This is a genomic window from Piscinibacter sp. PDB1-1, assembly GCF_056675995.1.
The window spans coordinates 287,318-311,176 of record NZ_JBWVZJ010000003.1 but is presented as its reverse complement, the minus strand read 5'-3'; the positions used below and the strand labels follow the sequence as shown (position 1 = coordinate 311,176).

16 protein-coding genes are annotated in these 23,859 nt (G+C 66.8%); 13 read left to right on the top strand and 3 right to left on the bottom strand.

Annotated features, from left to right (window positions below; translation table 11 throughout):
- Positions 1 to 155 precede the first annotated feature (155 nt).
- The 4 genes from AC1KAR_RS17350 (at position 156) to AC1KAR_RS17335 (ending at position 6,893) form a co-directional block, all read left to right on the top strand.
- Positions 156 to 2,129 carry a DNA topoisomerase IV subunit B gene (locus AC1KAR_RS17350; RefSeq protein ID WP_480319954.1) on the top strand — a complete coding sequence of 658 codons (1,974 nt, stop codon included), beginning with the start codon at positions 156 to 158 and terminating at the stop codon, positions 2,127 to 2,129.
- A gap of 113 nt (positions 2,130 to 2,242) precedes the next feature.
- Positions 2,243 to 2,833: a lytic transglycosylase domain-containing protein gene (locus AC1KAR_RS17345; RefSeq protein WP_480319952.1), complete on the top strand. Its 591-nt coding sequence runs from the start codon at positions 2,243 to 2,245 to the stop codon at positions 2,831 to 2,833.
- A 17-nt stretch (positions 2,834 to 2,850) separates the two neighbouring features.
- Complete coding sequence (gene parC / locus AC1KAR_RS17340; RefSeq protein WP_480319949.1) at positions 2,851 to 5,157, top strand: DNA topoisomerase IV subunit A; 2,307 nt, start codon at positions 2,851 to 2,853, stop codon at positions 5,155 to 5,157.
- Positions 5,158 to 5,279: 122 nt separating this feature from the next.
- Positions 5,280 to 6,893 (top strand): MFS transporter, encoded by a 1,614-nt coding sequence (locus AC1KAR_RS17335; protein WP_480319948.1) that lies wholly within the window; start codon positions 5,280 to 5,282, stop codon positions 6,891 to 6,893.
- Positions 6,894 to 6,974: 81 nt separating this feature from the next.
- On the opposite strand, the gene AC1KAR_RS17330 is transcribed toward AC1KAR_RS17335, so the two are convergent.
- From AC1KAR_RS17330 to AC1KAR_RS17320, 3 genes are all read right to left on the bottom strand, one after another.
- The gene (locus AC1KAR_RS17330) at positions 6,975 to 7,337 is read right to left on the bottom strand and encodes a hypothetical protein (protein WP_480319946.1); all 363 of its coding nucleotides are present in this window, start codon (positions 7,335 to 7,337) and stop codon (positions 6,975 to 6,977) included.
- A gap of 128 nt (positions 7,338 to 7,465) precedes the next feature.
- Entirely contained in the window at positions 7,466 to 7,942 is a 477-nt protein-coding gene (locus AC1KAR_RS17325; RefSeq protein ID WP_480319944.1) for a disulfide bond formation protein B, read from the bottom strand.
- Positions 7,939 to 8,394 (bottom strand): RidA family protein, encoded by a 456-nt coding sequence (locus tag AC1KAR_RS17320; protein ID WP_480319942.1) that lies wholly within the window; start codon positions 8,392 to 8,394, stop codon positions 7,939 to 7,941. Before AC1KAR_RS17320 ends, AC1KAR_RS17325 begins: the two co-directional genes overlap by 4 nt.
- A 45-nt stretch (positions 8,395 to 8,439) precedes the next feature.
- Here AC1KAR_RS17320 and AC1KAR_RS17315 point away from each other — a divergent pair, with 45 nt between their 5' ends.
- From AC1KAR_RS17315 to AC1KAR_RS17275, 9 genes are all read left to right on the top strand, one after another.
- Entirely contained in the window at positions 8,440 to 10,860 is a 2,421-nt protein-coding gene (locus AC1KAR_RS17315) for a DNA internalization-related competence protein ComEC/Rec2 (protein ID WP_480319940.1), read from the top strand.
- A gap of 109 nt (positions 10,861 to 10,969) precedes the next feature.
- Positions 10,970 to 12,418 (top strand): circularly permuted type 2 ATP-grasp protein, encoded by a 1,449-nt coding sequence (locus AC1KAR_RS17310; protein WP_480319938.1) that lies wholly within the window; start codon positions 10,970 to 10,972, stop codon positions 12,416 to 12,418.
- A gap of 129 nt (positions 12,419 to 12,547) precedes the next feature.
- Positions 12,548 to 13,522 carry an alpha-E domain-containing protein gene (locus AC1KAR_RS17305; RefSeq protein WP_480319937.1) on the top strand — a complete coding sequence of 325 codons (975 nt, stop codon included), beginning with the start codon at positions 12,548 to 12,550 and terminating at the stop codon, positions 13,520 to 13,522.
- Positions 13,523 to 13,536: 14 nt separating this feature from the next.
- A complete protein-coding gene (locus AC1KAR_RS17300) occupies positions 13,537 to 14,343 on the top strand; it encodes a transglutaminase family protein (RefSeq protein WP_480319935.1) in 807 nt (268 codons plus the stop codon).
- Positions 14,344 to 14,361: 18 nt separating this feature from the next.
- Entirely contained in the window at positions 14,362 to 17,778 is a 3,417-nt protein-coding gene (locus AC1KAR_RS17295; protein ID WP_480319934.1) for a transglutaminase family protein, read from the top strand.
- Between the two features lie 129 nt (positions 17,779 to 17,907).
- Positions 17,908 to 19,845, top strand: a complete 1,938-nt coding sequence (locus tag AC1KAR_RS17290; protein ID WP_480319933.1) for a B12-binding domain-containing radical SAM protein — start codon at positions 17,908 to 17,910, stop codon at positions 19,843 to 19,845.
- 171 nt (positions 19,846 to 20,016) lie between these two features.
- On the top strand, positions 20,017 to 22,485 hold the full coding sequence (locus AC1KAR_RS17285) for a circularly permuted type 2 ATP-grasp protein (protein ID WP_480319931.1): 2,469 nt from the start codon (positions 20,017 to 20,019) through the stop codon (positions 22,483 to 22,485).
- Positions 22,486 to 22,584: 99 nt separating this feature from the next.
- Positions 22,585 to 23,463, top strand: a complete 879-nt coding sequence (locus AC1KAR_RS17280; protein WP_480319930.1) for a transglutaminase family protein — start codon at positions 22,585 to 22,587, stop codon at positions 23,461 to 23,463.
- 200 nt (positions 23,464 to 23,663) lie between these two features.
- Positions 23,664 to 23,852: a hypothetical protein gene (locus tag AC1KAR_RS17275; protein WP_480319928.1), complete on the top strand. Its 189-nt coding sequence runs from the start codon at positions 23,664 to 23,666 to the stop codon at positions 23,850 to 23,852.
- The last annotated feature ends 7 nt before the right edge of the window (positions 23,853 to 23,859 follow it).

Sequence of the window (23,859 nt, the reverse complement as noted above, 5' to 3'; positions counted from 1 at the left end):
GGCGCGGCGTTCATCGCGCGCAATCTAGCGGATCGCCCCGCGCCGTGCTCAGTCAGGGGCATGTGGCATGCCTGGAGACTTGTGCACTGGTGTCTTATCTCGCCGAGGGGTGTGAAGGATGTCACGAGAGGTGATGTGCCTAGAATTCCCCGCCTATGGCCACCAAACCCAGCAACTCCTACGGCGAGTCGTCGATCCGCGTTCTCAAGGGGCTCGAGCCCGTGAAACAACGGCCGGGCATGTACACCCGCACCGACAACCCGCTGCACATTATTCAGGAAGTCATCGACAACGCGGCCGACGAGGCGCTGGCGGGTCACGGCAAGCGAATCGACGTCACCCTGCACAACGACGGCTCGGTGAGCGTTCAGGACGATGGTCGAGGCATCCCGTTCGGCCTGCACCCGGAAGAGAAGGTGCCGGTGATCGAGATCGTCTACACGCGGCTGCACGCGGGAGGCAAGTTCGACAAGGGTTCGGGCGGTGCCTACAGCTTCTCGGGCGGGCTTCACGGCGTGGGCGTGAGCGTGACCAACGCGCTGGCCAAGCGCCTCGAAGTGACGGTGTGGCGCGAGGGCCAGGTGGCCGCCATCGTGTTCTCGGGCGGCGACGTGATCGAGCCCTTGAAGGTGCGCAAGGCGACGAACGCCGATCGCAAGTCGGGCACCTCGGTACGCGCTTGGCCCGATGCCAAGTACTTCGAGAGCGCCGATTTCCCCAAGGCCGAGCTGGTTCATCTGCTACGAAGCAAGGCGGTGCTGATGCCCGGGGTGAGTGTCACGCTCACGACCGAGAAGAACGGCGAAGTCCTGAGCTGGGTCTACAAGGGGGGCCTGCGCGACTACCTCATGCAGACCATCACGGCCGACCCCGTGATCCCGCTCTTCGAGGGCGAGCACTACGCCGATGGCGCGGAGACCGAGAACTTCGCCGAGGGCGAGGGTGCCGCTTGGTGCGTGGCGTTTACCGAGGAAGGCTCGCCGATGCGCGAGAGCTACGTGAACCTGATACCCACCGTGAACGGCGGCACGCACGAGTCGGGCCTGAAGGACGGGCTATTCGGTGCAGTCAAGGGCTTCATCGAGTTGCACAGCCTGTTGCCCAAGGGCGTGAAGCTGATGCCAGAAGACGTGTTCTCGCGGGCGAGCTTCGTGCTGAGTGCCAAGGTGCTCGACCCACAGTTCCAGGGCCAGATCAAGGAGCGGTTGAACAGCCGCGATGCGTTGCGCCTGGTCTCGACCTACGTGAAGCCCTCGCTCGAACTCTGGCTGAACCAGCATGTCGACCTCGGCAAGAAGCTGGCCGAGCTGGTGATCAAGCAGGCGCAGACGCGTCAACGTGCGAGCCAGAAGGTCGAGAAGCGCAAGGGCTCGGGCGTGGCCGTGCTGCCTGGCAAGCTGACCGACTGCGAGAGCCGCGACCTCGGGTTGAATGAATTGTTTCTCGTCGAGGGTGACTCGGCAGGCGGCAGCGCCAAGATGGGGCGCAACAAGGAGACCCAGGCCATCCTGCCGCTGCGCGGCAAGGTGCTCAACGCCTGGGAGGTCGAACGCGACCGGCTCTTCGCCAACAACGAAATCCACGACATCTCGGTGGCGATCGGCGTCGATCCGCACGGCCCGAACGATGAGGTCGACCTCACGGGCTTGCGCTACGGCAAGATCTGCATCCTGTCGGATGCCGACGTCGACGGTTCGCACATCCAGGTGCTGTTGCTGACGCTCTTCTTCCGGCACTTCCCGAAACTGGTGGAGCGCGGAAACATCTACATCGCCAAGCCGCCCCTGTTCCGCGTGGACGCGCCAGCGCGCGGCAAGAAGCCCGCCGCCAAGATCTACGCGCTGGACGAAGGCGAGCTTGCCGCCACGCTCGACAAGTTGAGCAAGGAAGGCGCGCGCGACAACTCGTGGTCCATCAGCCGATTCAAGGGGCTGGGCGAGATGAACGCCGAGCAGCTGTGGGACACCACGCTCAACCCTGACACGCGCCGTCTGCTGCAGGTCGCGTTCGGCCTGCTCGACTTCGGTGCGACGACCGACTCGCTCACCAAGCTGATGGGCAAGGGCGAAGCCCAGGCGCGCCGCGATCTGATGGAGCTGCACGGCAACGACATCGAGGTCGACGTGTGAGGGCTCGCGCGGCGCAGACCCTCGCGTGGGTTCTTCGGCTGGCACTCCTTGCAGCCCCTGTGGCCGCACATGCGGAACTCTGGGGCTACGTGGATGGCAGCGGAGTGGCCCACGTGGCCCAGAGACAGCTCGATTCGCGCTACCGCCTGGTGCTGGGCAGCGCGAGTGGTGAGGCACGGGTGCCGGGCAAGACCGATGGTGCAAGAGGCCTGCTGACCTGGCTGGAGTTCGCGCCCGAGGTCAAGTCGCTGCAGGCTGTCCTGCGCGACGCGGCTCGGCAGCACGGTGTCGACATCGAGTTGCTCAAGGCCATCATCGCGGTCGAATCGGGCTTCGTGCCGGGTGCCGTGTCGCCCCGCGGAGCGGTCGGTTTGATGCAGATCATGCCGCTGGGCGACACACGCGAAGCGCGTGCCGAGCACGCCCGGCGCTTGCATGACCCGCGCACGAACATCCTGACGGGCGCACGGATGCTCTCGCAGCTGATCCGGCGCTTCGGCCGCACCGATGTGGCGCTGGCCGCCTGGAATGCGGGTGCGGGCACGGTGATGAAGCACGGCGGGGGCATGCCGCCCATCGCCGAGACTCAGGCGCACGTGCAACTCGTGCTCGAGTTGTATTGGGCCCAGATGCAGAACAACCTGGCCCAGGGCGCCAAACAGCTGCAGATGCATGGCGCCGTGGACGCGGCGCTCACGCCTTGAATAGATTGAATCCTTGAATGACGATGACCACTGAGACTGAAGACAGCGGCGACGCGATCACCCTCGCGCACTATGCCGAGCGCGCGTACCTGGAGTACGCGCTGAGCGTGGTGAAGGGCCGCGCCTTGCCCGATGTGTGCGACGGCCAGAAGCCGGTGCAGCGGCGGATCCTGTTTGCAATGGAGCGGCTGGGTCTGAGCTTCACCGGCGCGTCGGGCGCCAAGCCCATGAAGAGCGCGCGAGTCGTCGGTGACGTGCTGGGGCGCTTTCACCCCCACAGCGACCAGGCCGCCTATGACGCCCTGGTGCGCATGGCGCAAGACTTCTCGCAGCGCTACCCCCTCATCGACGGGCAGGGCAACTTCGGCTCGCGTGACGGCGATGGCGCAGCAGCCATGCGCTACACCGAGGCGCGCCTCGCACCGATCTCCCGATTGCTGCTCGACGAGCTCGATGAAGGCACGGTCGACTTCGTCCCCAACTACGACGGTTCGACCGAAGAGCCACGGCAACTGCCGGCACGGTTGCCCTTCGTCCTGCTCAATGGCGCAAGCGGCATTGCCGTGGGCCTGGCGACGGAGGTGCCCTCGCACAACTTGCGCGAGGTGGCGGCCGCGGCCGTTGCCTTGATCCGCAACGACAAGCTCACCGACGATGAACTGCTCACGCTCATCCCCGGCCCGGACTTCGCGGGCGGTGGGCAGATCATCAGCGACGCAGCCGACATCCGCTCTGCCTATGCAACCGGCCGCGGAAGCCTGAAGCTGCGCGCCCGCTGGAAGATCGAAGACCTCGCGCGCGGCCAGTGGCAGTTGGTGGTGAACGAGCTCCCGCCCGGCACGAGCGCGCAGAAAGTGCTCGAAGAGATCGAGGAGCTGACCAACCCGAAGGTCAAGGCTGGCAAGAAGGCCCTCGCTGCCGAGCAGGTGCAGCTCAAGAACACCGTTCTTTCCGTGCTCGATGCGGTACGGGACGAATCGAGCAAGGACGCGCCCGTGCGGCTCGTCTTCGAGCCCAAGACCAGCCGCATCGAGCAGCAGGAACTCATCACCACGCTGCTTGCGCACACGAGCCTCGAAAACTCGGTGTCGATCAACCTGACCATGATCGGAGCCGACGGCCGGCCGACGCAAAAGAGCCTGCGCCAGATGCTCACCGAGTGGGTGGCCTTCCGCGCCGAGACGGTTCAGCGCCGTTCGCAATACCGTCTCGACAAGGTGCTGGCGCGCATCCACATCCTCGAGGGGCGGCAACTGGTGCTGCTCAACATCGATGAGGTGATCCGCATCATCCGGCACTCGGACGAGCCGAAGCAGGCGCTGATCGACCGCTTCAAGCTCACGAACATCCAGGCCGAAGACATCCTCGAGATCCGCCTGCGCCAACTGGCGCGGCTGGAGGCGATCAAGATCGAGCAGGAGTTGTCGAACCTTCGCGACGAACAGGCCAAGCTGGAGGACATTCTCAACAGCCCCGCCACGCTGCGCCGCACGATCATCAAGGAGATCGAAGCCGATGCGAAGCAGCACGGTGACGACCGCCGCACGCTCATCCAGGCCGAGAAGAAAGCGGTTGCCGAGATCAAGGTCGTCGACGAACCCGTCACTGTGGTGGTGAGCCTGAAAGGTTGGGTGAGGGCGCTCAAGGGCCACGAGATCGAAGCGGGCGCGCTGGCATTCAAGGCAGGCGATGGCCTCTACGGTGTGTTCCCTTGTCGCACGGTCGATGCCCTGCTCGTGTTCGGCACCAACGGCCGGGTTTACTCGACCACCGTGGCGCAACTGCCGGGCGGGCGTGGCGATGGTCAGCCCATCACTACACTCATTGATCTTGAAAGCGGCACGCAACCGCTCCACTACTTTGCAGCCGCCGCCGCGACACCGCTGCTGCTGGCCAACACCGGCGGCTTCGGGCTGCTGGCCCAGGTGGGCGACATGATCAGCCGCCAAAAGGGGGGCAAGAGCTTCCTCACGCTGGAGTCGACCGACAAGGTGCTGCCGCCCACACCGATCGCCCCGACGCATGGACAGGTGGCGTGCCTCTCGCTGAGCGGGCGTCTGCTGGTGTTCAAGCTCGACGAACTAAAGCTGCAGCCCAAGGGCGGGCGAGGCCTCACCTTGATGGACGTGGACGAGAAAGATCCGCTGGTGTCGGTCACCCCCTGCGCGCAGGCGATCAAGGTGCTCGGCACCGGCCGCGCTGGCAAGCCGAAGGAAGAAGACCTCAAGGGCGCTGCGCTGGCGGTCTACGCCGGCAAGCGCGCGCGCAAGGGCAAGCTGGTCGATCTGGGCATGAAGCCGCAACGGGTTTTGGCGGCGGGGTAGGCTTTCGAATCAATCCGCTCCGGCTGAGGTACCGAACCCTTGCACGGCCGGAGCGGGCCGTCGATACGTCCGGCCGAGTGGCCAGCGGCACTCGAGTGGCATCGAAGAACGGAGACAAGCGTGTGACCGGCACATCATCCACGGCCAGCCCAGCCCCTCTGCAATCGCCGTGGGCGCCGCTGCGCCAGCCGGTGTTCCGCATGCTTTGGGGCTGCTGGCTCACGGCGAACATCTGCATGTGGATGAACGACGTGGCGGCGGCCTGGATGATGACCTCGCTGACCACCTCTCCGGTGATGGTGGCGCTGGTGCAGTCAGCCTCGACGCTGCCGGTGTTCTTTCTCGGTGTGCCGAGCGGTGCGCTGGCCGACATCCTCGACCGCCGCAAGTACTTCATCTTCACGCAGTTCTGGGTGGCCACGGTCGGCGTGCTGATGTGCCTGGTCACGCTCAGCGGGCAGATGGTCGCGCCCTTGCTGCTGTTGCTCACGTTCGCCAACGGCATCGGCTTTGCGATGCGTTGGCCGGTGTTCTCGGCGGTGATCCCGGAGTTGATCCCGAAGCCGCAGCTGCCGTTGGCGCTGGCGCTGAACGGGATTGCGATGAACACGTCGCGCATCTTCGGGCCCATCCTCGCCGGTGCGCTGATCGCAGGGCTGGGCAGCGCCTATGTGTTCGCGCTGAACGCGGTGCTGTCAGTGATCTGCGGCTTCGTCATCATGCGCTGGAAGACCGAACCCAGAACGAGCGCCTTGCCAGCCGAGCGGTTTTTCGGTGCGATTCGGGTCGGCCTCACCTATGTGCGTCAGTCGCAGGCCATGCATGCCGTGTTGTCGCGCATCACTGCGTTCTTCTTGCAGGCCATTGCGCTCACCTCGCTGCTGCCCCTGGTCGCCAAGAACATGGTGGGCGGGGGCGCGGGCACCTTCACGCTGCTGCTCGCCTCGATGGGTTTTGGCGCCGTGGCGGCGGCCTTGATGATGCCGCGCATCCAGCGGCGCATGCACGGCGATGCACTGGTGCGCAACGGCACGCTGCTGCAGGCCGCCTCGATGCTGGTGGTGGCCTTCGCGCCAAATGTGTATGTGGCCTCTCCGGCGCTCATGCTCAACGGTGTAGCGGTCATCTCGGTGGCCAACTCGCTGTCGGTGTCTGCGCAGTTGGCGCTGCCCAATTGGGTGCGTGCTCGAGGCATGTCGGTCTACCAGATGGCCTTGATGGGCGGTGGTGGCATTGGCGCGGCGCTCTGGGGCCAGGTGGCCACGCTCAGCAGCGTGCGCACGAGCCTGGTCGTCGCGGCGATCGGTGGGCTGGTGCTGATGTTGCTGGTCTTTCGCTACAGCCCGCGGCGTGCGCTGGACGACGAAGATCTCAGCCCGTCGAGCGCGTGGAAGGCCCCCGAGATGCCCGCGAGCGTGGTGGGGCACGATGGCCCGGTGCTGACGATGATCGAGTACTTCATCGACCCGGCGCGTGCCGATGAGTTCATGGCCGTGATGCGTGAGACGCGAAGCAGCCGCCTGCGCCAGGGAGCGCTCTCGTGCGAGGTGTTCCGCGACGCCGCCGTGCCCGGCCGTTACGTGGAACACATGCTCGACGAATCGTGGATCGAGCACCTGCGGCGTTTCGATCGCGTGACGGCCTACGACGTGGCGCTGCGAGAGCGACGTCTCGCTCTTCACGTGGGCAGCGAGGCGCCCAAGATCACGCGCTCGCTCGCCCAGAACTTCGACTGAGTCGTCGCCGGAAAAACAATTCACCGCGAGGCGAAGCAAGAATGCTCCGCGCGAGCGCGGCGTGTTCAGCGCCGCCCTCGCTCAGCGCTTGCGCGCCTGAGTGGTACTTCGTTTCGGTGCGGCCGAGGGGCGTTTGCGCGGTACGGCCACTTTGGCGGGCGCGGCCGTTTCGGTCGGCTTGGCCAAGGGTTCTATGCCCACGGCTGCGGCCGGATCGGCCTCGGGCGTGACCCAGCCCGGGTCGGTCCAACTGGTCACGAGCGGTACGGTGGGAAGCAGCATGCTCCACCACGAATGGAAGGTGGACAAAGCCGCCTCCCAGCTGCGCATCTGCAGTGCCATCACTTGCTCGGCACTCCAGGGCGAGCGCCACAGGTGGGGATCGTCGATCGCGGGTGGGTCACCGGGCGCGGGCGCCCAGAGAGAGTTCCAGTGCCACATCATGGTGCGTACTCCTTGCAAGGCCAGACCGTTCTCGCGAGCTTAGCCCGCTGAGACGCATATTGGTCGATAACCCGAGCGATGTGGTGCACACCTGTGCTGACAGGCGCGCGAGCGCGCGCCGGGGTAGCTCAGCCGCGCGCCCCGCGGCTGACGATCGCGGCAGAGGCGAGACCGATCACCATGAACAGCGCCAGGCTGTAGAAGTCGTATGGCACGCCGAACAGGTTCACGGCTGCGTCCGCGCAGCTCGCCCGAGGCAGGAAGACATCTGGCCAAAGGCTGTCGAGCTTGAGCGCAGACACGATGTTGTCGGCTACCGTCATGGCGCACGACGACGAGGCGGCCGCCTTGAAGTGCTGCCAGAGGGCCGCCGCCACGCCGCACAAGGACAGCAGCAGCACCAGCCCGGCGGCTGCCCGCCTGGAGGCGAGGCCGACCAGGCAGGCCAGTGCGATCACGATGAAGATCAGCCGTTGCAGGATGCACCACGGGCACGGGTCCATGCCGTAGACGTGCTGCGATACCAGTGCAGCGCCGACGGCGGCGAGGCTGAGCGCGGCGATGCCGGCCAGCATGAGGCCGGGGCGTTGAAGCAGGGCTTTCATTCGATTTCGGCGATCAGGTCGATCTCGACACAGGCACCCAGCGGGATCTGCGCCACGCCGAAAGCGGCGCGTGCGTGCTTTCCCTTGTCGCCAAACACCTCACCGAACAGCTCGGAGCAGCCGTTGGTCACGAGGTGGTGTTCGGTGTAGTCGGGTGCGCTGTTGACCAGGCTCGTCAGCTTGACGATGCGCGTGACCTTGTCGAGGTTGCCGACTGCCGCGTGCAAGGTGCCCAACAGATCGATGGCGACGGCGCGCGCGGCCAGCTTACCGGTGGCGGTGTCGGTGTCGCGCCCGAGCTGGCCGACCCAGGGCTTGCCATCGCGCTTGGCGATGTGGCCGGACAGGAAGACGAGCTTGCCCGTCTGGACGAAAGGCACATAGGCGGCGACCGGTATCGACAGCGGGGGCAGCTCGATACCCAGGGACTTCAAACGCTCGTATACGGACATGCCGGCACCCATCGGTCAGAGAGGCGCAAATCCTACACTGCACCCATGGGAGGAAAGGAACCTGGTTGGCGCTTGGCCGGCATGGGTTTGGCGTGGCTTGCCGGCGTGGCGCTTCAGTTGCAGGAGCGCGATCTGCTGCCGTTGTGGGCCTATCAGCTGAGCCTGTTGATGGGCTGCGCCTGTGCCGCGCTGGCGTGGTGGCGGCCGCGGCTGTGGCCGCTCGCGATGGCGGCCGCGCTGGCCATTGGCGCGGGCGCTGCGGGCTGGCGTGCCAGTGAGCGCGTGGCCCAGTCCGTGCCGGCCTCGCTGGAGGGCGAAGACCTCGTTCTGGTCGGTGTGGTGGCTGGACTGCCGCAGGCGTCGGAGAGAGGCCTGCGTTTTCCCTTCGAGATCGAGGGGGCGACGCACGGCGGTGCAGCGGTTGACGTACCCGCGCGGGTCTCGATGGCGTGGTACGTGGGCTGGAATGAGCCGGGCGAGCTCAGCCAGGCACAGCAAAGTCTGCGTGCGGGACAGCGCTGGCGCTTCGTCGCGCGATTGCGGCAACCCCACGGCAATCTGAACCCGCATGGCTTCGACTACGAGCTCTACCTGTTCGAACAGGGCTTGCGTGCCACCGGCTCGGTGCGCGACAAGGACGATATCCAACCCGAACTGCTGGACGCCACCGCAGGGCGGCCGGTCGACCGCTTGCGCCAGCGCGTGCGCGACGCCATCGACAAGACCGTGCCTGACCGGTGCGCCGCGGGTGTGCTGGCAGCGCTGGCCGCGGGCGACCAGTCGGCCATCGAGCGCCAGGATTGGGAGCTGTTCCGTGACACCGGGGTGGCCCACCTCATGAGCATCAGTGGCCTGCACGTGACGATGTTCGCGTGGCTGGCCGGCTGCGTGGTGGTGGCGCTGTGGCGGCGCAGCGCGTGGGCCGCGCTGCTGGTGCCGGCGCATGTGGCGGGGCGCTGGGGCGGGTTGTTGGCCGCGGCGGGGTACGCCGTGTTCTCGGGCTGGGGCGTGCCTGCACAGCGCACGGTCTGGATGCTCGCGACAGTGACGGCGTTGCAGCTTCTGGGCCGACGCTGGCCGTGGCAGCTGATCTTGCTCGCTGCAGCATTCGTCGTGAGCGCGCTCGACCCGTGGGCGCTGCTCCAGCCGGGGTTCTGGTTGTCGTTCGTGGCCGTGGGCTTGCTGATGGCGTCCGAGCCCGCACACCGAGGGTCTGAGCGTGTCGATAGCTCGCTGAAGGGGTGGTGGCGTGGCGCTTTTTCATCAGTGAAAGGCGGCTTGCGCACGCAGGTGGTGGCCACCTTCGGGCTGGCACCCCTGACGTTGGTGTTCTTTCAGCAGATTTCGGTCGTGGGGTTTGCGGCCAACCTCGTGGCGATCCCGGTGGTCACGCTCTGCCTCACGCCCCTGGCGTTGCTGGGCGTGCTGTGGGCGCCTATCTGGTGGCTGGGGGCGTGGGTCGAACAGTGTCTGGCGGCGGGGCTCGGCTGGCTGGCGCAATGGCCGGGCGCGGTGTGGCTGGCTCCCGTGGCGCCCGCCTGGGCGCAGATCGCCGGGCTGATCGCAGGGCTGTTGATGGTGATGCCGCTGCCGTGGCGTCTGCGTTTGCTCTCGATACCCTTGCTGATGCCTTTGCTGTTGCCGGTGCGCGAGCTGCCGGCGCAGGGTGCCTTCGAGATGGTGGCGGCCGATGTAGGGCAGGGCACTGCCGTGCTGGTGCGAACGGCCAGGCATCTTCTCTTGTACGACACCGGCCCGCAGTACGGGGCCGACAGCGATGCCGGCCAGCGTGTGTTGGTCCCTTGGTTGCAGGCGCGCGGTGAGACCCGCATCGACCGCCTGCTGATCAGCCACCGCGACCTCGACCACGTGGGCGGCGCGCAGGCCGTGATGAAACGGCTGCCGGTGTCGGAGCTGATCAGCTCGCTCGAAGACGCCCATCCGGTTCGCGCGCTGGTGGCGAACGCCGCGCGCTGCGAGGCGGGGCAGGCGTGGGAGTGGGATGGCGTTCGCTTCGAACTGCTGCACCCGCAGCCTGTCGATTACGACCGCAGCCTCAAGTCGAACGCCATGTCGTGCGTGCTGCGGGTGAGCGGGCCGCAGGGCGTGGCCTTGCTCCCCGGTGACATCGAGCGCGCCCAGGAGGCCGCCCTCGTGGCCGCCCAGCCCGAGGCCCTGCGCGCCGATCTGCTGCTGGTCGCGCATCACGGGAGCCGTACGTCATCGACCACAGCCTTTGTGGATGCCGTGCAGCCCTCCGTGGCCGTGATCCAGGCCGGCTATCGCAATCGCTTCGGCCACCCGGTGGCCGAGGTGCTCCGGCGCCTTGAAGTTGCCGGCGCCGATGTGCGCACGAGCCCTGCCTGTGGCGCGTGGACGTGGCCTGCAGGGCAACCGGTGGCGGCGGGCTTTTGCGAGCGCGACCAGCGATTGCGCTATTGGCACCACTGGGTCGGAGTACCCTGAGCACGGCTCAACGTCGAGTGGGCGGGCGGTCAAGCAAAGACCGCGTCTGCTCCACGATAGTGCATGAGTGGCCTGGTTTTTGCTATGTTGCGTTCAAGGAGACTTGCAGATGAAGGCGCCATTGAAGACCAGCTTCGACGAGATGCAGGCCACCAGCACCACCGTTCGGGACCACTACCGGGTCTACGACCGCTGGCTCGCACAGCAGCCCCGTGATGTGATGCACTCCCGCCGCGAAGAGGCGGAGATGATCTTTCGCCGCGTGGGCATCACCTTCGCCGTGTACGGCGCCAAGGATGAAGACGGCTCGGGCACCGAGCGCCTCATTCCTTTCGACCTGATTCCGCGCGTGATCCCCGCGGCCGAATGGAAGGAGATGGAGAAGGGCCTGGTTCAGCGTGTGACGGCGCTCAACCGCTTCATCCACGACGTCTATCACGAGCAGGAGATCATCCGTGCCGGCATCGTGCCGGCGGACCAGATCTTCAAGAACGCGCAGTTCCGGCCCGAGATGATGGGGGTCGACGTGCCCGGCGGCGTGTACTCGCACATCAGCGGGATCGACATCGTGCGCGCCGCCAACCCCGACGGCAGCGGCTCGTATTACGTGCTCGAAGACAACCTGCGCGTGCCCAGCGGCGTGAGCTACATGCTCGAGAACCGCAAGATGATGATGCGGCTCTTCCCGGAGCTATTCAGCCAGCACCGCGTGGCGCCTGTCGCGCACTACCCCGACCTGCTGCTCGACATGCTGCGCGGCGTGGCGCCTGCGTCCGTCAACGAGCCCACGGTGGTCGTGCTCACGCCCGGCATGTACAACAGCGCCTACTTCGAGCATGCGTTTCTCGCGCAGCAGATGGGGGTGGAACTGGTCGAGGGGCAAGACCTCTTCGTCAAGGACAACTTCGTCTACATGCGCACCACGCAAGGCCCGAAGCGGGTGGACGTGATCTACCGGCGCGTGGACGACGACTTCCTCGACCCGCTGGCCTTCCGCCCCGATTCCACCCTGGGCTGCGCGGGCCTGCTGAGCGTGTACCGCGCCGGCAACGTGACGCTCTCCAACGCCATCGGCACCGGCGTGGCGGACGACAAGTCGATCTACCCCTACGTGCCCAAGATGATCGAGTTCTACCTGGGCGAGAAGCCGATCCTCAACAACGTGCCCACCTACCTGTGCCGCGAGGCCGACGACTACAAATACGTGCTCGACCACCTGCCCGAATTGGTGGTGAAAGAAGTGCACGGTGCCGGCGGCTACGGCATGCTCGTCGGCCCGGCGGCCACCAAGGACGAGATCGCCGACTTCCGCAAGGCGCTCGAAGCCAATCCCGCCGGCTACATCGCCCAGCCCACGCTCAGCCTGTCGACCTGCCCGACCTTCGTCGAGAGCGGCATCGCGCCTCGCCACATCGACCTGCGGCCCTTCGTGCTGTCTGGCAAGGATGTGCAGATGGTGCCCGGCGGGCTGACGCGCGTGGCGCTGAAGGAAGGCTCGCTCGTCGTGAATTCGTCGCAGGGTGGAGGTACAAAGGACACGTGGGTTTTGGAGGCGTAATGAAAGCTGTACGCATTCCAACGACCGCTCACCCTGAGGTATCGAAGGGCCGTGCAGGTGCTGACATGGAGCGGGGCTTCGATACCTCAGCCCGAACGGTTTGTGCTGCAAAACAAGAAGGAGTTAGCGATGCTGTCTAGAACCGCCGACCACCTTTTCTGGATGGCCCGCTACATGGAGCGTGCAGAAAACACCGCGCGCATGCTCGACGTCAACTACCAGACAGCGCTGCTGCCCCAATCGGCCGATGCGGCCGAAACCGGCTGGCGGGGCCTGCTGAGCATCTCGGAGCTGACGCACGACTACAACGAGCGCTACGGTGAAGTCACTGCCCAGCGAGTGATGGACTACATGGTGAGCGACGAGCGCAACCCGTCGAGCATCTACAGCTGCCTGATGGCTGCTCGCGAGAACGCCCGCGCCGTGCGAGGCACCCTCACCACCGAAGTGTGGGAAACGCAGAACCAGACCTGGCTGGAGTTTCAGCGCATGCTGCGCAGCAAGGCCTTCATGAAGGACCCGGGCGAGGCGTTCGAGTGGGTCAAGTTCCGCTCGCATCTCTCGCGCGGCGTCACGGTGGGGACCATGTTGCAGGACGAGGCCTTTCACTTCCTGCGCATCGGCAGCTTCCTGGAGCGGGCCGACAACACGGCGCGCATGCTCGATGTCAAGTTCCATGCCGTCGCCAACGAGTTCTTTGGCACCGGTGCGGCCAACGGCAATGCCGGCAAGGACCAGGAGTTCGACTTCTATCACTGGTCGGCGATCCTGCGCTCGGTGTCCGGCTTCGAGGTCTACCGCAAGGTGTACCGCAACGTCATTCGCCCCGAGAAGGTGGCCGAGTTGCTGATCCTGCGCACCGACATGCCGCGCTCGTTGGCCTGCTGCATGGACGAAGTGGTCTCGAACCTGCAGCGCGTGTCCAACGAGCAGTCGCACGACACGCTGCGCCGGGCAGGGCGCCTGCAGGCTGATCTACGCTTCGGGCGCATCGACGAGATTCTTGCCACTGGGCTGCATGCTTTCCTGAGCCAGTTCCTGGAGCGGGTGGGCACGCTGGGTGTGGGCATCAGCCGCGACTTTCTGGTTCCGGTCGCTGCGTAAATGGTCCGGCTTGGATGAAGCTCACCATCCAGCACGTGACCCACTACGACTACAGCGCGCCTCTGAAGTACGCGCTGCAGTCGCTGTGCCTGACGCCCCAGGGCAACGCCCACCAGACGGTGCACCAGTGGTCCGTGACCGCGCCCGCGCGCCTGTTCGAGCAGCGCGACGGCTTCGGCAATACCGCGCACATCTGGAGCGCAGTGTCGCGCAGCTGGGGGAGCGCCATCCGCGCGGCGGGCACGGTGGAGACGCATGCCTCTCCGCTGCTCGCGGACACGGTCGTGCCGGCCCAGGTCTACCTGCGCTCGACGGACCTCACGAATTTCGACGCGGACCTGCGCGCCCTCGGCAGACGGCACCTGGGCGACGGCCTGAACGAAGCCTCGTGCATGGCGCTGGCCCAGGCCGTGCTGAGCCATGTGCGCTACAAGGCAGGCGTCACGACGGTGGGCACCACGGCGCAGGAGGCCTGGGCGCTGGGCCACGGCGTCTGCCAGGATCACAGCCATGTGTTCATCGCCGCCTGCCGCGCCAACGGCATGCCGGCACGCTACGTGAGCGGCTATTTCTATGCACCCGGCGCACCCCACCTGGCGAGCCACGCCTGGGTGGATGTGTGCCTCGACCCCGCTGCCGGCCGCTGGCTGAGCATCGACATCACCCACGGTTGCCTGATGGACGACCGCCACGTGCGCCTAGCTGTCGGTCTCGACTACGCCACCTGCTCGCCGATCCGCGGCGTGCGCGAGGGCGGCGGCGACGAATGCATGCGCGTGTGCATCGACATCCGTGAAGACCGATCCGTACCTGTTTGCTGAATTCCCCTGGAGTCCTGAATGTCCATCCATGTTGCGCTGAACCACGTCACGCACTACCACTATGACAGGCCGATCAACCTCGGGCCGCAGGTGGTGCGGCTGCGCCCGGCGCCGCATTCGCGCACGCGCATCCTGAGCTACTCGATGCACGTGGAGCCTGCCACCCACTTCATCAACTGGCAGCAGGACCCGCAAAGCAACTACCTGGCGCGGCTCGTCTTCCCCGACAAGACCACCTCGTTTCGCATCGAGATCGATCTTGTGGCCGAGATGTCGGTGCTCAATCCGTTCGACTTTTTTCTGGAGCCCTCTGCCGAGCACTTTCCGTTCAGCTACGAGCCCGAGCTCGCGACGGAACTCGCGCCCTACCTGCAAAAGGGTGAGCTGACGCCGGCCTTTGCCGACTATCTGGCGAAGATCCCGCGGGAAAAGGTGGCCACCAACAACTTCCTGGTTGCGCTCAACCAGCAATTGCAGCGCGACATCGGCTACCTCGTGCGCATGGAGCCCGGCGTGCAAACGCCTGAAGAGACGCTGGTCAAGGCCAGCGGGTCGTGCCGCGACACCGGCTGGCTGCTGGTGCAACTGCTGCGCCACCTGGGATTGGCGGCGCGCTTCGTCTCGGGCTACCTGATCCAGCTCAAGAGCGATGTGAAGTCACTCGACGGCCCGAGCGGCACCGAAGTCGATTTCACCGATCTGCACGCCTGGTGCGAGGTCTTCCTGCCCGGCGCAGGCTGGATCGGTCTCGACCCCACGTCCGGGCTGCTGGCCGGCGAAGGCCACATCCCGCTCGCGTGCTCACCCGACCCCCGCTCGGCTGCGCCGGTGAGTGGTGCGCTCGATGAATGCGAGACCACTTTCGAGCACTCGATGTCGGTCACCCGCGTGTGGGAGGCCCCGCGCGTCACCTTGCCCTACACCGAGGCGCAATGGGACGCGATCGACGCGCTCGGCCACCAGGTCGATGCCGACCTGCGCCGCAACGACGTGCGGCTGACCCAGGGCGGCGAGCCCACCTTCGTGTCGGTGGACGACCGCGAGGGCGCCGAGTGGAACACCGAGGCCATGGGGCCCACCAAGCGCCTGCTCAGCGCCGACCTGATGGACAAGCTGCGCGCCAAGTACGGCGACGGCGGCCTGCTGCATTACGGGCAGGGCAAGTGGTACCCCGGTGAACAGCTGCCGCGCTGGTCGCTCAACCTCTTCTGGCGCAAGGACAAGGAACCCATCTGGACACACCCCGAGCTCTTCGCGAGTGAGCACGAGGACTACGGCGTGACCGATGTGCACGCCCAGCGCTTTCTCAGCGGCGTGGCCAAGCGCCTCGGGCTGGACGCGAAGTACGTGTTCCCCGCCTACGAGGACACCTGGTACTACCTGTGGCGCGAGCGCAAGCTGCCGACCAACGTCGACCCCTTCGACGCCCGGTTGGCCGACCCGCTGGAGCGCGACCGCATCCGCAAGGTGTTCACGCAAGGCCTCGACAAGGTGGTGGGCCATGTGTTCCCGGTCGCACGTAACCCGGGTGCCGGCCCACGCTGGCAGACGGGCCCGTGGTTCCTGCGGGCCGAGCGTTGCTACCTGATCCCCGGTGATTCGGCGATGGGCTACCGCCTTCCGCTCGATTCACAGCCGTGGGCCAAGGACACCGATCTGCCCTGGGTCTACCCGCCCGACCAGACCCAGCCCTTCGCGCCGTTGCCGCCTTACCGCCGCCTGCGCTTCGCCAAGGCAGACAACGAAGGCGCGGCCGGTGCCGCAGCGGCCACCGCTGCAGGTGACGCACGTGCTTCGGTGAGCTTTGCCGAACGCTCGCGCGCCGCGCTGAACGGGGATCACCGTGCGCCGAGCGCAAGCGCGACGCCGGCCGTGCCCGCACCGGGCCGTTTCGAATCGGCAGCCTGGGTGACACGCACCGCCATGAGTGCCGAGCCGCGCAATGGCCGGCTCTACATCTTCATGCCACCGGCCACGTCGCTCGAGGATTACCTGGAACTGGTGTGCGCCGTCGAAGACACGGCGCTCGAACTCAAGCTGCCGGTGATCCTCGAAGGCTACGAGCCGCCGAAGGACCCGCGCCTGGCGCTGCTGCGCGTCACGCCCGACCCGGGCGTCATCGAGGTCAACATCCACCCCGCCCACAGCTGGGGCGAGCTGGTCGACCAGGCCACGCACCTCTACCAGTCGGCGCACGAGACGCGGCTGTCGACCGAGAAGTTCATGCTCGACGGCCGCCACACCGGCACCGGCGGCGGCAACCACTTCGTGCTGGGTGGCGCCACGGTGGCCGACTCCCCCTTCCTGCGCCGGCCCGACCTGCTCGCGAGCATGGTGGCCTACTGGCACAACCACCCGGCGCTGAGCTACTTGTTCTCGGGCCTTTTCGTCGGCCCCACCAGCCAGGCGCCGCGTGTGGACGAAGCACGCAACGACTCGGTCTACGAGATCGAGATCGCCTTTGCCGAGCTGCGGCGCATCACCAGCGAGAACGGGCACGTGCCGCCGTGGCTGGTCGACCGGTTGATGCGCAACCTGCTGATCGACGTCTCGGGCAATACCCACCGCGCCGAGTTCTGCATCGACAAGCTCTACTCGCCCGATGGCCCCACCGGCCGGCTGGGCCTGCTGGAGATGCGTGCCTTCGAGATGCCGCCTCATGCCCGCATGAGCCTCACCCAGCAGCTGCTGATGCGCGCCCTGGTGTCGCGCTTCTGGCAGGCGCCGTACCAGCCGGAGCGGCTGAAGCGCTGGGGCACCGAGCTGCACGACCGCTTCATGCTGCCGCACTTCATCTGGCAAGACCTGGGTGATGTGGTCGAAGAGTTGCAGGCCGCCGGCTACCCCATACAGCTCGACTGGTTTGCACCGCACATGAACTTCCGCTTCCCGCGCTTGGGAGACTTCGCAGCCATGGGCGTGGAAGTGGAGTTGCGCCTGGCGCTCGAGCCCTGGCACGTGATGGGCGAGGAGGGTGCCGTTGGCGGCACGACGCGCTTCGTTGATTCGTCGGTCGAGCGCATCCAGTTGCACGTCACCGGCCTCGTTGGCGACCGCCATGTGCTCACCTGCAACGGGCGGGTGATTCCATTGCAGCCCACCGGCAAGGTCGGCGAGTTCGTCGGCGCCGTGCGCTACCGCGCATGGAACCCGCCCTCGGCCTTGCACCCGAGCATCGGGGTGCATGCGCCGCTGACATTCGATCTGGTCGACACCTGGATGAACCGTTCGATGGGCGGCTGCCAGTACCACGTGGCCCACCCTGGCGGGCGCAGCTACGACACCTTCCCGATCAACGCCTACGAAGCCGAGGCACGGCGCCTGGCGCGCTTCTTCCGCACCGGGCACACTCCGGGCCCGATGACGGTGCCCAGGGAAGAGCGCAACCCGAACTTCCCGTTCACGCTCGATTTGCGCAGGGCACCTGCGACCTGAGTGCGTGAAGGTGCTTGCGCCCTGAGGTGTTGAGGGCGCAAGCGCGGGGGATCAGGCCAGGCAGCGCGGGCCCTGGGGCCGTTGCCACGCCGGCCGATCCCGGCCGGGCGAGCATGGCAGACTCTGCCGATGCTCCCATCGCCCCTGCGTGTGCTCTCCGTCATCCCGCCGATGACGCAGCTCAACACGCCCTACCCATCCACCGCCTACCTCACGGGCTTCTTGCGTTCGCGCGGGGTCGACGCCGTGCAAGAGGACCTGGCCCTGGCGCTCGTGCTGCGTCTGCTGTCGGCACCCGGGCTGGCGCAGGTGCGTGAGCAGATCGAGGCCGAGCCGGCATCGAAGCAAACCGCGAGGGTTCACGCCTTTCTGGCGCAGTTCGATCGCTACGCCGCGACCATCGGGCCGACGATTGCCTTTTTGCAGGGCCGCGATCCCACCCTGGGCCACCGCATTGCCGGGCGGGGCTACCTGCCCGAGGGCCATCGCTTCGAGTCGCTCGATGTCTACATCGACGACGAAGGCGGCGACCCGCTGGCCTGGGCGTTCGGTGCGCTCGGCATGCAGGACCGCGCCAGGCACATCGCCACGCTGTACCTCAATGACCTGGCCGACGTGCTGCGCGACGCCATCGACCCGCGCTTCGAGTTCGTGCGCTACGCCGAGTCGCTGGCGCAGAGTCAGCCCACCTTCGAGCCCTTGGCCGAGGCGTTGGCGGCGCCGCTCAACCTGGTCGATCGCACGCTCGTTGCACTGACGCTCGATGCCGTCCAGCGCCACCGACCGAACGTGGTCCTGATCTCGGTGCCGTTCCCGGGCTCGGTGTACGCGGCCTTCCGCATCGCCCAGGCCGTGAAGGCGCACGACCCGGCCGTCGTGACGGTGCTGGGTGGCGGCTTCGTGAACACCGAGCTTCGCGAGCTGCGCGAGCCGCGCGTGTTCGACCACTTCGACCACGTGACGCTCGACGCCGGCGAGCGCCCGCTGCTCGCATTGCTCGAACACCTGCAAGGAAAGCGCTCGCGCCAACGCCTGGTTCGGACCTACCTGCGTGACGAAGACGGCGCCGTGCGCTATGTGAACTGGATCGAGCAGGACGTGCCCTTCGAGGACGTCGGCACGCCCACCTGGGACGGCCTGCCGCTCGGCAGCTATCTCTCGCTGCTCGACATGCTCAACCCGATGCACCGCCTATGGAGCGATGGCCGCTGGAACAAGCTCACCGTGGCCCATGGGTGCTACTGGAAGAAGTGCAGTTTCTGCGACGTGAGCCTCGACTACATCTCGCGCTACGAAGGCGCATCGGCGGCCACGCTCGCCGACCGCATGCAGGCGATCGTCGACGAGACCGGGCAGACCGGTTTCCACTTCGTGGATGAAGCGGCGCCGCCCAAGGCGCTCAAGGCCTTGTCGGCCGAGCTGATCCAGCGGCAGATGTCGGTCTCGTGGTGGGGGAACATCCGCTTCGAGAAGTCGTTCAGCCCCGAGCTGTGCCAGCAGATGGCCGACAGTGGCTGCATCGCCATCTCGGGCGGGCTGGAGGTGGCGTCCGACCGGCTGCTCAACCTGATGAAGAAGGGCGTGTCGGTCGAGCAGGTGGCACGCGTGACCAAGGCGTTTTCCGATGCCGGCATCCTGGTGCATGCGTACCTGATGTATGGCTTCCCGACCCAGACGGCGCAAGACACGGTGGACGCCCTGGAATACGTGCGCCAATTGTTCGAGAACGGCTGCATCCAGTCGGGCTTCTTTCACCGCTTTGCCTGCACGGTGCATTCGCCAGTGGGCCAGAACCCGTCGGACTACGGTGTCACGCTGCAGCCCTTGCCGCCGGTGTCGTTCGCCAAGAACGACATCGGTTTCGTCGATCCGACCGGCACCGACCACGACGGCCTGGGCGTGGGCCTGAAGAAGGCGCTCTACAACTACATGCACGGCGTCGGGCTGGCCGAAGACGTGCGCCGCTGGTTCGACTTTCACGTGCCCAAGACCAAGGTGCCGCGGCACTTCATCGCGCGTGCGCTCGCGGAGCGCGAGCCCGCGGGCAGGGCGGTTCACAGGCGCTGACAAAGCGTTGATGACGCGCTGACGAGGCGCCGCTGGCGTGCTGCACAGCAACACGCACCGCCGAGAAGCCTCGGCCGGGTATTGTTTTTGCACATCTGCGGGGGTTCCTCCCCCCGGGCAGGCTCACTCCATCCACGAGAATTGGCGGTCCCCGTGCATTTGCCCTCGTACATGCAGAGAAAGCTGCTCTCCGGCTACGCCGCCCTGGAAGACCGTTACGACGAGCTTCTCTGCGCCCCTGGCGAACCGCGCCCGCATTGGGATGCCTTTTTGCGCACGCTGGCCGAGCGCGAGGGCCCGGGCGTGAGCGAGAGCCTGTCGCTGATGGAGCGGCAGATCCGCGAGAACGGCATTACCTACAACGTCTACGCCGACCCCAAGGGCGCCGACCGCCCGTGGGGCGTCGACCCGTTGCCGCTCCTGATCTCGCCGCGCGAGTGGGAAGAGATCGAATCAGGCATTGCGCAGCGCGCGGAGCTGCTCAACCAGGTGCTGGCCGACATCTACGGCGAGCAGTCGCTGCTCAAGAGTGGTGCCATCCCGCCTTCGGTGGTCTTCGGTCACAGCGGTTTCCTGCACCAGGTGCAGGGAATCCGCCCACCCAATGGCGTGCACCTCTTCAACTACGCCGCCGATCTGGCGCGCTCGCCCGATGGCCGCTGGTGGGTGGTCAGCGACCGCACGCAGGCGCCCTCTGGCTCGGGCTACGCGCTCGAGAACCGGCTCGTGGTGTCGCGCGTGTTCCCGCAGCTCTTTCGCGATCTGCATGTGCAGCACCTGGCCTCCTACTTCTCGCAGGTGCGCGATTCGTTGCTGCGCTGGGCACCCAAGGGCGATGGCCCACCACTGATCGCGCTGCTCACACCCGGCCCGTACAACGAAACCTACTTCGAGCATGCCCTGCTCGCGCGCTACATGGGCTTCGCGCTCGTGGAGGGCAGTGATCTCACCGTCCGCGATGGCCGCGTGTGGATGAAGACCGTCGAGGGCCTCAAGCGGGTGCACGGCATCCTGCGCCGCCAGGACGACGACTACTGCGATCCGCTGGAGCTGCGCTCCAACTCCGCGCTCGGCGTAGCCGGCCTGACCGACTGCGCCCGCCGCGGCACGGTGATGGTGGCCAACGCGCTGGGCTCCGGTGTGCTGGAGTCGGGCGCGCTGCTGGGCTACCTGCCCAAGCTGAGCGAGCAGCTGCTGGGTGAGAAGCTGCGCCTGCCCTCGGTGGCGACCTGGTGGCTGGGCGAGCCCGCCGCGTTCGAAGACGCCTGGAAGCGGCTGGACAAGATCATCATCAAGCCGCTCGACCGCTCCGCACGCGAGCCTGCGGTCTTCGGCGCTGATCTGTCAGACGACGAGCGCTTGATGCTGCATGCCAGAGTGGCATCGCGCCCGCAGCGCTACGTGGCGCAGGAGTGGGTGCACGTCTCGCAGGCTCCCGTGCTCGAACGCGGGCCGGATGCACGCGCCGACCAGTTGAGCGCCCGCACGGTGGGTCTGCGCGTCTTCGCCGTGGCCACGCCCAACGGCTACCGGGTGATGCCCGGCGGGCTCACGCGGGTCGCGGGCGATGGCGACTCGCGCGTCATCGCCATGCAGCGTGGTGGCAGTTCCAAGGACACCTGGGTGCTGTCCGACGGGCCCGTCAACGCATCGTTCTCGCTGCTGTCGAGCACCGTCACGGCGGCCGATCTCGTCACCTCGCGCGGCAACCTGCCGTCGCGCGCGGCCGAGAACCTGTTCTGGTTCGGTCGCTACGGCGAGCGCTGTGACGGCTCGGCCCGCCTGCTGCGCGTGGCGATCGCTACCGTGCTGGGCCACGCCGATGCGAACGTGGACGATCTCTCCGATGGCCTCGTGCCGGTGCTCGCGCTTGCGCAGCGCCTGGGCCTGATCGATACGGCCGACAACCCCGGCACCGAACTGCTGCGCGCCGCGACGCACCCCGATGAGAGCCTCAGTTCGCAGCTGCGCCAACTCTCGCGCGTGGCCTTCACCCTGCGCGACCGCATGTCGGTCGACAACTGGCGCACGCTCAATGGCCTGATCGCCGACCCGGTGTTCCAGCGAGGCAGTTCGCTGCCGCTGGCGCTGGGCTGGCTCGACCGTGCGGTCACGTCGATGATGACGCTCTCGGGCTACGCGCTCGATGGCATGACGCGCGGCTCGGGCTGGCGCTTCCTGTCGATCGGGCGGCGCCTGGAGCGCCTGTCGCACATGTGCCTGGCCTTGCAGACGGCCATCGAAGAGGGGCGCGCCGGTGGGCTCGAATGGTTGCTCGACCTGGCCGACTCCACCATGACCTACCGCTCGCGGTACATCGTGACGCCCGAGTGGCTGCCCGTGCTTGACCTGCTGGTGCGCGACGACACCAACCCGCGGTCGGTTGCCTTCCAGGTCAAGGGGCTGGTGGAGTACGTCGACAAGCTAGAGGCCTCGCACGGCCGCTTTGCGGGTGATGTGCTGGCGCCGGCCTACACCGCACTGCAGTCGCTTCAACCGAGTGACCTGCACCCCGAGAGCGATGCGCTCGCCGAGCTGCTGCGGCAGTTGGAGCGCGCGGCCCACGTGGTTTCGGACGAACTCACACTCAAGTTCTTCTCGCATGCCGATTCGCGCAGCGTGCTTTCCCTGGTGGCCTGAGGTGATGCTGTCCACAGATCTCTTCGCTCCTGTCTACCGAGGCGGCGCATTGACTGTGGGGGCCGCCCTGCGGAGAACCGATCGCCGGATGGTGTCGCCATGAACGAGCGCTACACCGTCGAGCACGAGACACGCTACGTCTACACCGCGCCGGTGTCTCAGTCGTGGCAGCTCGCGCGCCTCACGCCGCGCAGCCTGCCGTGGCAGCGGCTGCTTTCGTGCGCGATCCAGATCGACCCCCCACCCGACGAGCGCCACGACGCCCCGGACAGCTTCGGCAACAGCATCACCCACTTTGGCCTGCATGGGGCGCACCGCATGCTGCGCGTTCGCATGCAGTGCCACGTCGAGGTGGCCGACCGGCCTGTCGCCGAGGCCACGCCCTTCGTGCCCTGGGAGCAGGTGCGCGAAGAGGTGCATGCAGACCCGCATCTCGACGACCTGATGCCGGCGCGCATGTGCGAGCCCACCTTGCTGGTGCCGCTCTCCGAGGGCGCTCGGTTGTATGCGCTGGAGTCACTGACGCCGGGGCGCGACTGGCTGGAGGCGGTAACGGACCTGATGCGCCGCATCCACGCCCACTTCGAGTTCGAACCTGGTGCCACGACGGTGAGCACGTCGGTCGACGAGGTTCTCCACCAGCGGCGCGGCGTCTGCCAGGATTTCGCGCATCTCATGCTCGCCTGCCTGCGCGGCCACGGCCTGCCGGCGCGCTACGTCTCGGGCTACCTGCTCACCGACCCACCCGAGGGCCAGCCGCGCTTGATGGGTGTGGATGCGTCACACGCCTGGGTGGCGGCCTACTCGCCTGCGTGCGGCTGGGTGGAGTTCGACCCCACCAACAACCAGCTCGCCGACCGCCGATACATCACGCTCGCGTGGGGGGCCGACTTTGCCGACGTGGTGCCATTGCGTGGCGTGATCCTGGGTGGCGGCACACAAGACATGGATGTGGCCGTAAGCGTGATCCCGCTTTAAGCACAGGCGCACGAAAGGGCGACCCGGCAAAGCGCCACAAAGTCACGCACCCGATCGCGGAGCCCTCGACCTGCGGGGTTCGCGTGCCGCGACGGGCTCGCTATCTTTCGTTCACGGGTGGGATGAGATCGCGAACACGGCAGGCGCACACCGCATGCGCTGCCGAAAAGAGAGCGATCGTTGGCAACGGTGGAGTTGGAATGAAGCCAAATGATGTCCCCGAAGCGCGCCGCAAGCCGGCGCAGCCGGCCGAGTGGTCGGGCGCGGGCTGGATCGATTCGAGCTGGGAGCTCGCTCACGGGCTGCAGGTGGTCGAGGAGCCACTTCTGGACACATGGCCGCCCGAGGAGCTGCCGCCCGCCGCTCAGCCGCCCAAGCAGGCGTCGTGATTCACGC